Genomic DNA, 12,737 nt, shown 5'->3' with positions numbered 1-12,737 from the left:
AATCCATGGAAAGAGAGGCAGCAAAATGAGCAAATCCCTTAAGCAAAAATCGGAACATACCAACCCCTTTGTTTTCAGCATAGAGCTGGGCTTTTTCGCCGGATTCATCTGGGGTGGGGTACGCTGGCTGATCTATGTCCTGCATTTTACCAAGGTAATCCCCGGATTTCTGGCCGAGCCCTTTTTTAAGCATGAGTTCCTGATGACACCGGCGGGTCATCTGTTAGGTTATTTATGTTTTATTGTTTTTTCGGTGGTAGCGTCCGTGCTGTATGTGCTGATCTTGCGCAAGCTGAAGGGGCCGTGGCCGGGGATGATCTTCGGGGTGCTGTGCTGGTCGGCGATCTTCCTTGCCGGATCCTGGCAATTCCTGCAGCAGAAGATGTTCAGGCTGCCGTGGAACTCTGTGGTCAGTGAATTTTGCATCTTTTTGCTCTGGGGATTATTCATCGGATATACGGCGGCAATGGAATACACAGATGAACGGAAACGCGAACAGCAGACAAAGCTCGCCTGACAGCCCGAAAAAACTTCTCAAGGGCATGACCCTATGTTAAAATACAATGTGGCTATTTCGAGAGGAGAATGAAAATGGGCAACAAGCGTGTCTCCAAGCTGCGCAAGGTTTTGCAGGAACAGGGATTGGATGCGATCTTAATAACCAGCGGCATTAACCGCCGCTATTTAAGCGGATTCACCGGTTCTTCCGGTTATGTGCTGGTCACCGGCGATGACAGCTATCTGCTGACTGACTTCAGGTATATGACACAGGCGGCGGAACAGGTTACAGGCCTGAAGGTGGTACAGCATGGTCCGAAATTTATTGAGACGGTCCGCGAGCTGCTGCAGGGCGCGAATGTCCGCATCGGCTTCGAACAGGATGATGTGACTTTCAGTGCCTACAGTACATATGCGGCTGCGCTGCAGCCTGCGGTGCTGGTGCCGGTCTCCAAGGCTGTTGAGAATCTGCGGGCGTTCAAGGATGAAGGCGAACTTGCAGTGATGCAGCGTGCTGCGGATCTGGCGGATGCCACGTTCAGCCACATCCTGAATGTGATCAAGCCCGGCATGACCGAACGTGACGTGGATCTGGAAATGGAATTCTACATGCGCACCCACGGCGCAACCTCTTCTTCGTTCGATACGATTGTGGCTTCCGGTGAACGGTCAGCGATGCCGCATGGCGTGGCAAGCAGCAAGGTCATTCAGAACAATGAATTCGTGACCTTTGATTTCGGCGCGCTGCTGGATGGCTACTGCTCGGATGTAACACGTACGATCGCTTTGGGCTCTCCGGACCCCAAGCTCAAAGAAATTTACGATATTGTGCTTGAAGCGCAGCTCCACACGCTGGCCAATATCAAGCCGGGCATGACCGGAAGGGAATGCGACGCTCTGGCGCGCGACATCATCACCCGTTACGGTTACGGTGAACATTTCGGACACAGTACAGGACACGGTTTGGGTATGGAGGTTCATGAAAACCCGCGGTTGTCCAAGCTGGCGGATGAAATTATGGAACCGGGTATGGTTGTAACGGTGGAGCCAGGCATTTATTTGCCGGGTCTGGGCGGTGTGCGGATCGAAGATGATATCGTGATCACCGAAAGCGGCATGAAGCTGCTGACCCATTCTTCAAAGGATTATTTAGTATTGTAAGGTGTTAATAATCAGGTAAACAGGTAAATTGATTCCAGGAGGGATTTTTAGTGATTTCAGTTAACGATTTCAAAACAGGCTTGACCGTAGAGGTGGATGGGGATATTTTTACCGTCCTCGATTTCCAGCATGTTAAGCCGGGTAAAGGTGCCGCATTCGTGCGCTCCAAGCTGAAGAACCTGCGCAACGGCAACACTGTTGAGCGCACCTTCCGTGCCGGTGAAACGATCGGCCGCGCCATCATCGAAAACCGTGGTGTACAATATTTGTATGCAAGCGGATCGGACCATGTATTCATGGACAACGAAACCTACGATCAGTTCGAGCTGTCCGCCAAGCAATTGGAATGGGAGCTTAACTTCCTGAAAGAGAACATGACCGTGAATATCGTCAGCTACCAGGGTGAAATCCTCGGGATCAACCTGCCGACCAGCGTAGAGCTGAAGGTTACGGAAACCGAGCCGGGCGTTAAAGGCAACACGGCTCAGGGCGCAACCAAAGCGGCAACGCTGGAAACAGGCCTCACGGTACAAGTTCCGCTCTTCATCAACGAGAACGACGTTCTGCTGATCGATACCCGCGAAGGCAAATACATCTCCCGCGCGTAGATTGTCAGACGAAGTGATATTTTCAGCCTCCCCGCGTTTGCGGCGGGGGTTTTTTTAGTTGTGTAGGAAATTATGTAGTATTCTGTTGCACAAAGTACAGTCATACAAAAAAATCCACTATGGTTATCCCCCATGAAGACTACGGATTTCAAGTCCAGTCTATATAGTTGGAAAAAGGGAACCTAATCCTCCTCAAATGACAGTAATCGTAAGATTTAAGTGGAAAAAGTAAACTTAATTGGGCGAAATTACTCCATCAGGGGCTGAATGTGCTGAATTAGTTGTCCTTTTTCCACCTATTCTGTGAAGCACATGGTACGAGAGCGGATTAGTTGTCCTTTTTCCACCTATTCTGTGGAGCACATGGTACGAGAACGGATTAGTTGTACTTTTTCCACCTATCCTGTGGGGCACATGGGCTTATGCGATTTTGTTAACCTTTTCCACTTGCTCAGGATTCATGGCGGGTTCTGGACAGGGAAAAATTGGTGTTCAGAAAATAAGCGGATTTTTTTGTGAAACTATTAACGCATGAGGTGTTTTTCGTATTATACTGGTTTAAAGCACGAAACCAAATTATAAGCTGTTACATAGACCGAAATAGGGAGTGAAATGGACTTTGTCACTTTATGTCATGAAATTCGGAGGCAGCTCCGTCGGCGACATTGAACGAATGAAACGTGTTGCGGGGCGCATCGCAGATAAGCAGGATGAGGGTCACCGCTGTGTTGTGGTTGTATCCGCCATGGGAGATACCACGGATGAATTGATCGATCAGGCCAAACAGTTGAACGGGCAGCCGCCTGCACGCGAAATGGATATGCTGATGACAACCGGGGAGCAGATCTCCGTTGCGCTTCTGTCCATCGCCCTGAGTGGGATTGGCCGCAGCGCTGTATCTTATACCGGCTGGCAGGCCGGATTCCGGACCGATGAGACGCATGGCCGGGCACGAATCAATGAAATCGATCCCCGCCGGGTTCTGGAGTCGCTGGAGCGCGGGCAGATTGTGATCGTAGCCGGTTTTCAGGGGATGACCGTGGACGGGGAGATCACCACACTGGGCCGCGGCGGCTCGGACACTACAGCCGTAGCACTGGCAGCAGCCATCCAAGCGGATGTCTGCGAAATCTATACGGACGTGGACGGCATATATTCCACGGACCCGCGTATCGTGAAGACAGCGCGCAAGCTGAATGAAATCTCCTATGATGAAATGCTGGAGCTGGCTAATCTCGGGGCAGCTGTGCTGCATCCGCGGGCTGTGGAATACGCCAAACGCTATCAGGTGAAGCTGGTCGTCAGATCAAGCTTTAATCATAATGAAGGTACTGTTGTGAAGGAGGAAGCAAGCATGGAGCAGGGTGTGGTAGTTAGCGGAATTGCATATGACAAAAACGTGGCGCGGATCAGTATTCTCGGGGTGCCGGATGTGCCGGGCGTTCTCGCCCAGGTATTCGGCAAGCTGGCCGAGGAGGGTGTGGACGTTGATATCATCGTGCAGAGCGGTGTGCAGAACGAGAAGGCCGACTTCTCCTTCACCGTTGCACTGAGCGAGCTGGCGCATGCCAAAAAGGTTATCGAGGGGCTTCACAGCGAGCTTCCTTACCGTGAAGTCACTTCCGAGGATAATCTGGTCAAGGTGTCGATTGTCGGCGCGGGTATGGTCAGCCATCCCGGGGTAGCGGCGCAAATGTTCGATGTGATCTCCAAGGAAGGCGTGAGCATCAAGATGGTCAGTACTTCCGAGATCAAAGTATCATGCGTAATTGAGTCCGGCAATCTGCAAAAGATTATCCAGGCGCTTCACACCGCCTACAATCTGGATACAGAAGAGCAGGCGTTTGTCGGAGGTCCGAAGGACCGCCGCTAAAAGCCTGCCTTAGATGAAATGTCCCGTTGCCTATATGGCGGCGGGGCATTTTTTTGTAGCTGGGGAATGCAGGCTGTGGCGGTAGCTTATGAACGGTCAATTAACATGAAATAACAAAACAGTCCCATCCCCGCAGAAAGGCGGTAGATGGGACTGTTTTGTTATAAGCTGTGACTCGTTGCTTTGTTCTGGATGGGTCCAGTTCACCCGATTGGCCCGGAAAGTCCAGCAACAACGGCAGAAATGCCGTTAAATTAGCAGTCTCGCCACGTCCGGCTCAGCCAGGCTCACCTGAGCAATGTTGCGGCGGACGTGACGGCTCTGCTCTCGGCTGCAAGGCACTTCTTTTAGTCAAAAAAAGATTCTACCCCAGCCGTCTGAACCGGCCGACAATTTCTACTGTCTCCAGCACGTTGACGAACGACTTGGGGTCGGTTTCGAGGATCGTTTTGCGCAGCTCGGCCAGCTCGTAACGGGTGGTTACGGTCATGAGCATGGTGTTCCCTTCGTGGCTGTACCCGCCTTCCGCATTAACCACAGTGATGCCGTGGGGCAGGCAGGTGAGGCGGTTCAGCATCTTTTCCCGCTCCTTGGTGATAATGAAGCAGGTCAGCTTGATGTGGCGGATATGGATCATATCGACCACACGGCTTTTGACGAAGATACAGAGCATCGCGTAGAGGGCGGAGTCCCAGCTTTTGAAGAAGCCCAGGCTCAGAATGACCAGCCCATCCAGCACAAACAGAACGGTGCCCATCGGAATGTCGCGCTTGCGCGTAATGATGGAGCCCAGGATATCAAATCCCCCGGAGGAGCCTCCGGCCCGAAGAGAGAAGCCCACCCCGCCGGCGATGATGACTCCCCCGAAAATACTGGCCAGAATCGGGTCCTTGGTCAGCTTGATCAGCGGAATAACGGTCAGGAACCAGGTGGTGGCTACGACCGACAACAGGCTATAGAAGATGTATTTTTTGCCCACGGCCACAAAACCCCAGATCAGGATAGGCAGATTAATAGCAAAATAATACAGCGAAATGTACTTCGGATTGGTCAGGTAGCCGATGACGGATGCCGCTCCCGCAACCCCGCCGCTGAGCAGCTGGTGCGGAATGAGGAACAGGCGCAGCCCGCTCGCGACCAGAAAGGCCGAGAAAATAATGATGGCGACTTCTTTCACTTGCTTGGCAACCGGCCCTGAAACGAGCGGCATTACAACATTACGAACTTGCATGACATAAATCCCCTCTTCTTCGGATGTCTGTATCTGCATTCTAGGATGGTGCCTGAAAAGATAAGGAGCCCATAGTTTAACCAAGAGCCTGCACTTATATTTTCCAGATCAATCTGTTCAAAATGCGCAAAATATATTTTATCATACCGATGATATTTTTTTATAGAGGGGTTCACTATGATTTCTTTCACACTCCTATTGGTATATTCGCTTATTTCTTCTGTCTAAAGTGGGCCCGTCCCGCATATCCATGGATAACAGCAAGAAAATTACGGGATTTCCGGCAATAGATTTGTAAAAGGAGTGAAGCGGATTGGACAAGTATGTGAGCTGGATGGCGGCGCTGCGGCTGCTGTCGGGGAGTGTGGAAATAGCGGCGGCGCTGATTATGCTGAAGCTGAACCAGGTGGATAAGGCGCTGGCAGTCAATTCCGGATTGGCTCTTGTCGGGCCGACGATTCTGATTCTGACCACAGCGGTGGGGCTGACGGGGATGGCACAGGATCTGTCGTGGGGCAAGCTGGGCTGGATTGGCTGCGGGGTGGCTTTTCTCTTAATCGGGATTCTAAAAAAATGATAGATGATAGTCATAATGTACGCGTACAAGCATAAATATGGATTAAAGCTATTTTAAGTAGAGGACAGCTTGGGGGTACTCTGTATGGCTAATGACTGGATGCTGTTGTTTCCTGAACGAATAAGAGCACTGCTGGGAGGCTTGCCCGCTCCCCTGCTCGACAAGGTGGAAGAGATCCGTATCCGCGAAGGCCGCCCGCTGGAGATTAATTATTCCGGAGGCAAATACCATTTTCTCGGTGTTGGCGGCAGCCTGACGCTGAGTCCAGAAGAAGCGTACAAGCCTGAACGGGAGGATACGCACCGGCTGCTGGACCTGATCAGCAATCATTCGCTCTATACGATGGAAGAAGAGCTTCGCAAGGGGTTCATTACGATCCCCGGCGGGCACAGGATTGGCCTTGCGGGCCGGACCGTGCTGAGCGGCGGGGGCGTGGAGCATCTGCGCGACATCACCGGCTTCAATGTGCGGATCGCCCGTGAGCTGCCGGGCATCGCCGACGGTGTGCTGCCGTACCTGCTCGACAAGGGGCGGCAGCGGATTATGCATACGCTGGTGCTCTCGCCTCCGCAGCACGGTAAAACCACCCTGCTGCGCGATCTTGCCCGGCAGATCTCGGCGGGCACAAGAGGCGGGCGCGAGGGCAGCCGTCCGGGCCTGAAGGTCGGCATTGTCGATGAGCGCTCCGAAATCGCCGGCAGCCGCCGGGGGATTCCTGCTTTTGATGTCGGCCCGCGGACAGACATCCTCGACGGATGTCCCAAAGCGGAGGGCCTCATGATGATGATCCGCTCGCTCTCGCCCGATGTGCTGATCGCCGATGAGATCGGCCGGCCGGAGGATGCTGAAGCGGTGACCGAAGCGCTGCACGCCGGCATTACGGTTGTAGCTTCGGCGCACGGCAAGGAGGTGTCCGAGCTGGCCCGGCGGCCCGGACTCGGCGGACTGCTGGAGCACCGGATGTTTGAGCGCTATGTGATCCTCCACCGGACGGAGGCGGGGCTGTCCTTCCGCATATTGGACGGGCAGAGGCGCAGCCTGCTGCTGGTCGCTCCTGAAGGCCGGCAGGGCGGTGAACGCCATGCTTAAGCTCTTCGGAGCGGTGCTGATCGTCCTGGCAGGCACGCTGGCCGGGTTCAAGCGGGCCGCCCAGTATGCTGACAGGCCCAGGCACATCAGAGGCCTGATCGCCGCCCTGCAGCGGCTGGAGACGGAGATCCAGTACGGCTACACCCCGCTGCCGGAAGCGCTGCGCCGGATCGGGATGCAGTCGAAGGATCCGCTGAAGGCTTTTTTCACCACAGCGGCCGATGAGATGAGCCCGCCGCTGGACCGCAGCGCCGAAGCTGCCATTTCGAAGGCCATGGAAGAGCACTGGAAGACGGCTTCCCTGAAAGGGACGGAGAAGGAAATACTCCGGCAGCTCAGCTGCACGCTGGGTACCAGCGACCGTTCGAATCAGAGCACTCACATCGCGCTGGCTTTGCAGCAGTTGAAGCAGGAGGAGACAGCGGCCAGAGAAGATCAGGGCAAATATGAAAAAATGAACAAAAGCCTGGGTCTGCTGCTTGGAGCATTGATCGTCATATTGATCTTTTAGCGAGGTGCCAGGAATGAATATTGAAGTCAACGCGATCTTCCAGATTGCCGGCATCGGCATTATTATCGCCATGATCCACACGGTGCTTAAACAGATGGGCAAGGAAGACATCGCCCACTGGGTAACGATTGTCGGCTTTATCATCGTGCTGTTTATGGTCATCCGCATGCTGGACGGCCTGCTCCAGGAAATCAAAACGATTTTTCTTTTTCAATAGGCCAAGGCTATGGAAATCATTCAAGTGGTGGGAATTGGGCTCTTGTCGACGGTCCTCATACTCGTACTGAAGGAACAAAAGCCGATGTTCGCCTTCCTGCTGACCACGGCCGCAGGCATTCTGATCTTCCTGTTCCTGATCGGCAAGATCGGAACGATTCTGGGGACGCTGGAGCGGGTGGCCGAGTCCTCGGGCATGGAAATGATCTATATCAAAACGGTGTTCAAAATTATCGGAATTTCCTATATCGCAGAGTTCGGGGCGCAGATCGTGCGCGATGCCGGACAGGAATCGATTGCTTCCAAAATCGAGCTGGCCGGCAAGGTGCTGATCATGGTGCTGGCCGTGCCGATTATCAGCATTATTATCGAGACGGTGATGAAGCTGCTGCCAACCTGACAAGTATAGGGGCATAAGCAAAGTTAGAAGCGGGGCGGGGGAAAGGGTATGCGGACGCGCGGTGTTTTTCGGCCACCAAAATTAAAAATCATTCTGCTGCTCCTGCCCGCCCTGCTGCTGCTGTGGTGTTCAGGAACCGCCTTCGCCGCCGGGGCAGTGCCCTCTCCATCGCCGCCGCCGCAGTCCGCTCCCCAGGGAGGTTCATCTTCCGCAGTAGACCATTGGGTGAAGGGGCAGGTGCAGAACCTGCCTACAGGCGAAGTGGAATCGTACTGGAATAAGCTGATGAAGGACTATGGCGGATTTTTTCCCGAAGGCAAAACCCCGTCGCTGATGGATATGCTGCTGCCGGGCGAGGATGGCCTCAGCTTCAAAAGTGTGTTGAAGGGACTCACTTCTTTTATGTGGCATGAGGTGATGTTCAACGGCAAGCTGCTGGTAACGATTGTGATGATCAGTGTGCTCAGCATGATTCTGGAGACGCTGCAGACCGCTTTTGAACGGAAATCCGTCAGTAAAATCGCCTATATGCTCTGCTACATGGTCGTACTGGTCATTGCCGTCAACAGTTTCAATGTAGCCATTGGTTATGCCAAGGATGCCATCGACCGCATGACCGACTTCATGATGGCGATGATTCCGCTGCTGTTCGCCTTGCTGGCTTCCATGGGGAACATTGTGACGGTCTCCGTCACCCATCCGCTGATTGTGTTCATGATCCATACGGTGAGCACGCTCATTCATACGGTGGTTTTCCCGCTGTTCTTCTTCTCGGCGGTGCTGCACCTGGTGAGCGCCATGTCGGATAAATACAAGCTGACCCAACTGGCCAATCTGCTGCGGAATGTGGGTGCCGGACTGCTGGGCGTGCTGCTGACTGTGTTCCTTGGCGTGATCTCTGTCAGGGGAATAACCAGCTCAGTAACGGACGGAGTGACTCTCCGCGCTGCCAAATACATTACAGGAAACTTCGTGCCGGTGATCGGGAAAATGTTCGCGGATGCCACGGATACGGTGATTTCGGCATCGCTTCTGGTGAAGAACGCCATCGGGCTTTCGGGTGTCATTATCATCTTGTTCCTCTGCGCGTTTCCGGCGATAAAAATACTCGTGCTTGCCCTGATCTACAACGTGGCTGCCGCCGTCATGCAGCCCCTGGGCGAGACACCGATTGTAGTCTGTCTGCAGACGATCGGCAAAAGCATGATCTACGTGTTCGCGGCCCTGGCCGCCGTATCGCTGATGTTCTTCCTGGCCGTCACAATCATGCTGACCGCCGGTAACGTTACCGTCATGATGAGGTAAGGCGCTTATGCTTCCGGTGCGATTTTGTACGAAGACGATGCAGGAAGCGGTGCAATACAAACTTTTAGGAGGCAAGCGATGACCTGGTTGGGGGATTGGCTGCGGGAGCTCATTCTGGTGGTGCTGCTTGCCGCTTTTGTAGAGATGCTGCTGCCGAGCAAATCCATGGAGCGGTATGCCCGGCTGGTGCTCAGCCTGCTGGTCCTGCTGACCCTGCTAAGCCCGATCGTATCTATGCTGAAGGGCGACGCGACCGGTGCGCTTAGCCTGGCTATGAATCAGCAGGAGCAGCAGGGCGGCATGCTGACAGGAGCAGGCAAAGGGGCCGGTTCTCTGGAGAAGATTCTGGCAGACGGCCGGATGCTGGCCGCCGGGGCGCAGGAGCAGAGCCTGAAGCTCGCTGCCGAAGAGGTGGCCGGACAGATGCGTGACCAGATTGCCGGAAGTACCGGTCTGCAGGGAACCAAGGTTACTGTGAAGCTGGGTATGGGCAGTGCCTCCGGCAGCCCTGGGGACGAGACAGTGCCTGTGATTACCTCGGTGACGGTTGCCCTCCCGGCAGCTGTCCCGGCTGCTGGAGCAGGCAGCAGCGGGGGCAGCCCGGCGGCGGGGACAGCCGCCGGCCCGGCTTCGGAGCCGATTGTAATTACACCTGTGGAACCGGTGCAGGTTAGCCTGGGTACCGGCAAGGAAGAGGCTGCGGCAGCAGCCGGAACAGCGGCAGCTCCGCCCGAAACCTCCGGTGGCAGCAGGTCCGCTTCCGGAGAAGGAGCAAACCAAGAGGATGTTGAGTCGGTCATTAAGCTGCTGGAGCAGAACTGGAATCTGACCCGGGACGTCATTCAGGTACAGAGCAGCGGTGCCGGAGCAGAGAAATTATAGAAATACAGAAGGAAACCAATACAAACGGCAGGAGGGATAAGAGATGGGCAACTGGCTGAAAAAGCTGGAGCAATGGGCGGGGGGAGGAGGTTCGGGCAGTCCGAAGCGGGGTCATACCTTCCGCTGGCTGATCATACTCGGGCTGCTTGGTGCAGCGATCATGCTGTTCAACTCCTTTGTGAATGTGAAGAAGCTGGACAGCGAGAATACGGGGCGTGAGCCGCCGCCGACCGAAAGCTCGCAGGCGGCCCTGCAGCAGGGAAATGAAGCAGCCCCCAATTCTTTTGCCGGCATTGAGCAGGCGCTGGAAGACCGGACCAAAGAGATTCTGGAGAAAATCGTCGGTGTCGGCACGGTGGATATCATGGTCACGGTGGATTCTACAGAGGAAATCGTTGTGCAGCGCAATATGAACGACTCCCAACAGCAGAGCGAAGAAACCGATGCCAGCGGCGGCAAGCGTCATACCACACAGTACACAAGGGATGGCGAAATCGTCACCTACAGCCAGTCGGGCGATGAAACCCCGATTATCACCAAGCGGATCAAACCGCAGGTGCGCGGCGTGCTGGTTGTCGCCAAAGGGGCGGAGAACAAAGTCGTCCGGGGGCTGATTGAGGAAGCGGTCGAAAAAGGCCTGAACGTGCCGGACTACCGCATATCCGTCGTTCCGCGCAAGCAGGAATAGCCGATTCAGATTCATTTTTTAACGAAGGATATGTATTAAAACTTTAGGAGGAATTCAGAATGAAGGGCAAAAGACAAACGATTTGGTTGGTTTCCATGCTCAGCTTGATGGTGGTCCTTTCCGCTTACTATTTGTTTACGGAAGACTCCGGAGCGTCCATTCCCAAGGAAACAGCGGGCAGCGTTCAGGTGGACAATATGAAAAGCGGAGCCGACGGGGCGCAATCCCCTGCTCTGGACAGCGGACTTGTCATTAACGAAGTATCTGCACAAGACATTGCCAAGGACTCCGGCAAAGCCGCTGTGAATGAGGACAGCAGCTCAGCTGCCCTTACAGCTGACAACGACAATGGCAAGGCAGGAACGGACGATAAAAAAGCCGCAACAGAAGACAAGTCTGCCGCTGCGGGTACAGACGGAGGCACCTCTGCCGCTGGTACCGGCGATACCGGAGCCAATGCGGTTACAGCAGAAACCGGCAGCGGTGCAGACCAAACTGCAGATGCGTCCAAACCAGGCAAAGACAACACGAAGGCGGATAAAGACACCGCAGCAGCCAACACAGAGAAAACGCCGGCCAAAGACGACGCCGCCATTCTGGATGAAGTCGCATCACAGAGTGTATCGGCCAGCAGCCTGTTCACCAACTATCTCTATGAACGTGAGCAGAAGAACCTGAAAGACCAGAATGATCTGCTCGCATTAATCAATGACATGGATAAGACTCCTGCCGAGAATGCAACAGCCAAAGAGCAGCTGAGCAAGCTGGAGGAAAAGGAATCCAAAATCACAGGCATCGAAGAAAAGCTGCAGCAAAAGTACGGTGAAGCAATTGTGAAAGAGGAAGCCGGCGAAAATTATACCGTTGTTGTCCTCAGCAATAAGCTGGATGTGAAGCAGGCGGTTGGCATTGTGGACCTCGTTATGAAGGAACTCAGCGTTACTCAGAATAAGATCAGAGTCCAATATGTTTCCGAGCAATAATATTCCCGTCAAAAAAATAGCAGAAATTGCCGAAAGAGCTCGGGTTTCCCCGGGCTCTTTCTATTTTTAGCGTTTATGATATAATACATAAAGTTATCTGGGATACGCTTCCTGAGAAGAACGGAGAAGCCTTTTTTGCTTGTGGCTTCGAGAGAAAGCTGAAGGAGTGAACTATTAAATGTTCAAGTTAAGCGAGATTAAGGAATTGATTAAATTGCTGGACCAAACCTCCTCCGTACATGAACTGGAGATTGAAAGCGAAGGAATGAAGCTGGCGATCCGCAAACCGGATCGCGCCGAGGCTGACGGTATGGCAATCCAGGCGACTCCTTATGCCTATCCCTTTACGCCAGCCCCGCAGCCGCAAACCCCGCAGCCTCATGCTGCACCGGCGGTTGTTACCGAAATTCCGGCAGCTCCGCAGCAGCCGGCGTCCCCTGAAGGCGCATTGCATAAAATTGTTTCTCCCATGGTTGGGACCTTCTATAGTGCCGCTTCTCCGGAAACCCCTTCCTTTGTCAATGTAGGGGACCGGGTCAGCGAGAAGTCAACGGTCTGCATCATTGAAGCGATGAAGCTGATGAACGAGCTGGAAGCGGAAGTGAGAGGCGAAATCGTCTCCGTCCTTGCAGAGAATGGACAGCTGGTGGAGTACGGCCAGCCGCTGTTTCTGGTGAAACCGGAATAACAGCCCTGAGAATCATGAGATGAGGAG

Annotated in this window: 15 protein-coding genes; 14 read left to right on the top strand and 1 reads right to left on the bottom strand. The window is 54.0% G+C overall.

Annotation, left to right across the window (positions count from 1 at the left end; all coding sequences use genetic code 11):
- The first annotated feature begins 25 nt into the window (after nucleotides 1–25).
- The 4 genes from PRIO_RS23130 (at nucleotide 26) to PRIO_RS23115 (ending at nucleotide 4,140) form a co-directional block, all read left to right on the top strand.
- Entirely contained in the window at nucleotides 26–517 is a 492-nt protein-coding gene (locus tag PRIO_RS23130; protein WP_020429196.1) for a YqhR family membrane protein, read from the top strand.
- 74 nt (nucleotides 518–591) lie between these two features.
- Nucleotides 592–1,659, top strand: a complete 1,068-nt coding sequence (locus tag PRIO_RS23125) for a M24 family metallopeptidase (protein ID WP_020429197.1) — start codon at nucleotides 592–594, stop codon at nucleotides 1,657–1,659.
- 50 nt (nucleotides 1,660–1,709) lie between these two features.
- Complete coding sequence (gene efp, locus PRIO_RS23120) at nucleotides 1,710–2,267, top strand: elongation factor P (RefSeq protein ID WP_020429198.1); 558 nt, start codon at nucleotides 1,710–1,712, stop codon at nucleotides 2,265–2,267.
- A gap of 619 nt (nucleotides 2,268–2,886) precedes the next feature.
- Nucleotides 2,887–4,140, top strand: coding sequence for an aspartate kinase (locus tag PRIO_RS23115; protein WP_020426544.1), 1,254 nt, complete (start codon nucleotides 2,887–2,889; stop codon nucleotides 4,138–4,140).
- 364 nt (nucleotides 4,141–4,504) lie between these two features.
- Here the strand turns inward: PRIO_RS23115 and PRIO_RS23110 are convergent, their stop codons facing one another.
- Nucleotides 4,505–5,371, bottom strand: a complete 867-nt coding sequence (locus PRIO_RS23110; protein WP_020426545.1) for a YitT family protein — start codon at nucleotides 5,369–5,371, stop codon at nucleotides 4,505–4,507.
- 313 nt (nucleotides 5,372–5,684) lie between these two features.
- Between PRIO_RS23110 and PRIO_RS23105 the strand changes: the two genes are divergently transcribed.
- From PRIO_RS23105 to accB, 10 genes are all read left to right on the top strand, one after another.
- A complete protein-coding gene (locus PRIO_RS23105) occupies nucleotides 5,685–5,948 on the top strand; it encodes a YqhV family protein (RefSeq protein ID WP_025705504.1) in 264 nt (87 codons plus the stop codon).
- A gap of 84 nt (nucleotides 5,949–6,032) precedes the next feature.
- Nucleotides 6,033–7,037 (top strand): stage III sporulation protein AA, encoded by a 1,005-nt coding sequence (spoIIIAA, locus tag PRIO_RS23100; RefSeq protein WP_020426547.1) that lies wholly within the window; start codon nucleotides 6,033–6,035, stop codon nucleotides 7,035–7,037.
- Nucleotides 7,030–7,548, top strand: a complete 519-nt coding sequence (spoIIIAB, locus tag PRIO_RS23095) for a stage III sporulation protein SpoIIIAB (protein ID WP_020426548.1) — start codon at nucleotides 7,030–7,032, stop codon at nucleotides 7,546–7,548. Before spoIIIAA ends, spoIIIAB begins: the two co-directional genes overlap by 8 nt.
- A 13-nt stretch (nucleotides 7,549–7,561) precedes the next feature.
- Nucleotides 7,562–7,765 (top strand): stage III sporulation protein AC, encoded by a 204-nt coding sequence (gene spoIIIAC / locus PRIO_RS23090; protein WP_020426549.1) that lies wholly within the window; start codon nucleotides 7,562–7,564, stop codon nucleotides 7,763–7,765.
- Between the two features lie 9 nt (nucleotides 7,766–7,774).
- Nucleotides 7,775–8,164, top strand: coding sequence for a stage III sporulation protein AD (gene spoIIIAD, locus PRIO_RS23085; RefSeq protein ID WP_025703761.1), 390 nt, complete (start codon nucleotides 7,775–7,777; stop codon nucleotides 8,162–8,164).
- A 48-nt stretch (nucleotides 8,165–8,212) separates the two neighbouring features.
- Nucleotides 8,213–9,469, top strand: a complete 1,257-nt coding sequence (gene spoIIIAE / locus PRIO_RS23080; RefSeq protein WP_082118139.1) for a stage III sporulation protein AE — start codon at nucleotides 8,213–8,215, stop codon at nucleotides 9,467–9,469.
- A gap of 78 nt (nucleotides 9,470–9,547) precedes the next feature.
- A complete protein-coding gene (locus PRIO_RS34050) occupies nucleotides 9,548–10,351 on the top strand; it encodes a stage III sporulation protein AF (RefSeq protein WP_020426552.1) in 804 nt (267 codons plus the stop codon).
- A gap of 43 nt (nucleotides 10,352–10,394) precedes the next feature.
- Nucleotides 10,395–11,039, top strand: a complete 645-nt coding sequence (gene spoIIIAG, locus PRIO_RS23070; protein ID WP_020426553.1) for a stage III sporulation protein AG — start codon at nucleotides 10,395–10,397, stop codon at nucleotides 11,037–11,039.
- Nucleotides 11,040–11,098: 59 nt separating this feature from the next.
- The gene (locus PRIO_RS23065; RefSeq protein ID WP_020426554.1) at nucleotides 11,099–12,022 is read left to right on the top strand and encodes a SpoIIIAH-like family protein; all 924 of its coding nucleotides are present in this window, start codon (nucleotides 11,099–11,101) and stop codon (nucleotides 12,020–12,022) included.
- 178 nt (nucleotides 12,023–12,200) lie between these two features.
- The gene (gene accB / locus PRIO_RS23060) at nucleotides 12,201–12,710 is read left to right on the top strand and encodes an acetyl-CoA carboxylase biotin carboxyl carrier protein (protein ID WP_020426555.1); all 510 of its coding nucleotides are present in this window, start codon (nucleotides 12,201–12,203) and stop codon (nucleotides 12,708–12,710) included.
- The last annotated feature ends 27 nt before the right edge of the window (nucleotides 12,711–12,737 follow it).

Origin of the sequence: Paenibacillus riograndensis SBR5, assembly GCF_000981585.1 — a bacterium.
Lineage (GTDB): Bacteria > Bacillota > Bacilli > Paenibacillales > Paenibacillaceae > Paenibacillus_AQ > Paenibacillus_AQ riograndensis.
Note: the sequence above shows the minus strand (reverse complement) of the source record. Positions and strands in the feature narration are given on the sequence as shown.

What these genes read in the sequence shown, in the direction of transcription:
- PRIO_RS23130 (WP_020429196.1), top strand. Translation starts at nt 26, where the DNA reads ATGAGCAAATCCCTTAAGCAAAAATCGGAACATACCAACCCCTTTGTT.
- PRIO_RS23125 (WP_020429197.1), top strand. Translation starts at nt 592, where the DNA reads ATGGGCAACAAGCGTGTCTCCAAGCTGCGCAAGGTTTTGCAGGAACAG.
- PRIO_RS23110 (WP_020426545.1), bottom strand. Translation starts at nt 5,371, where the DNA reads ATGCAAGTTCGTAATGTTGTAATGCCGCTCGTTTCAGGGCCGGTTGCC.
- spoIIIAA (WP_020426547.1), top strand. Translation starts at nt 6,033, where the DNA reads ATGGCTAATGACTGGATGCTGTTGTTTCCTGAACGAATAAGAGCACTG.
- spoIIIAB (WP_020426548.1), top strand. Translation starts at nt 7,030, where the DNA reads ATGCTTAAGCTCTTCGGAGCGGTGCTGATCGTCCTGGCAGGCACGCTG.
- spoIIIAC (WP_020426549.1), top strand. Translation starts at nt 7,562, where the DNA reads ATGAATATTGAAGTCAACGCGATCTTCCAGATTGCCGGCATCGGCATT.
- spoIIIAD (WP_025703761.1), top strand. Translation starts at nt 7,775, where the DNA reads ATGGAAATCATTCAAGTGGTGGGAATTGGGCTCTTGTCGACGGTCCTC.
- spoIIIAE (WP_082118139.1), top strand. Translation starts at nt 8,213, where the DNA reads ATGCGGACGCGCGGTGTTTTTCGGCCACCAAAATTAAAAATCATTCTG.
- PRIO_RS34050 (WP_020426552.1), top strand. Translation starts at nt 9,548, where the DNA reads ATGACCTGGTTGGGGGATTGGCTGCGGGAGCTCATTCTGGTGGTGCTG.
- spoIIIAG (WP_020426553.1), top strand. Translation starts at nt 10,395, where the DNA reads ATGGGCAACTGGCTGAAAAAGCTGGAGCAATGGGCGGGGGGAGGAGGT.
- PRIO_RS23065 (WP_020426554.1), top strand. Translation starts at nt 11,099, where the DNA reads ATGAAGGGCAAAAGACAAACGATTTGGTTGGTTTCCATGCTCAGCTTG.
- accB (WP_020426555.1), top strand. Translation starts at nt 12,201, where the DNA reads ATGTTCAAGTTAAGCGAGATTAAGGAATTGATTAAATTGCTGGACCAA.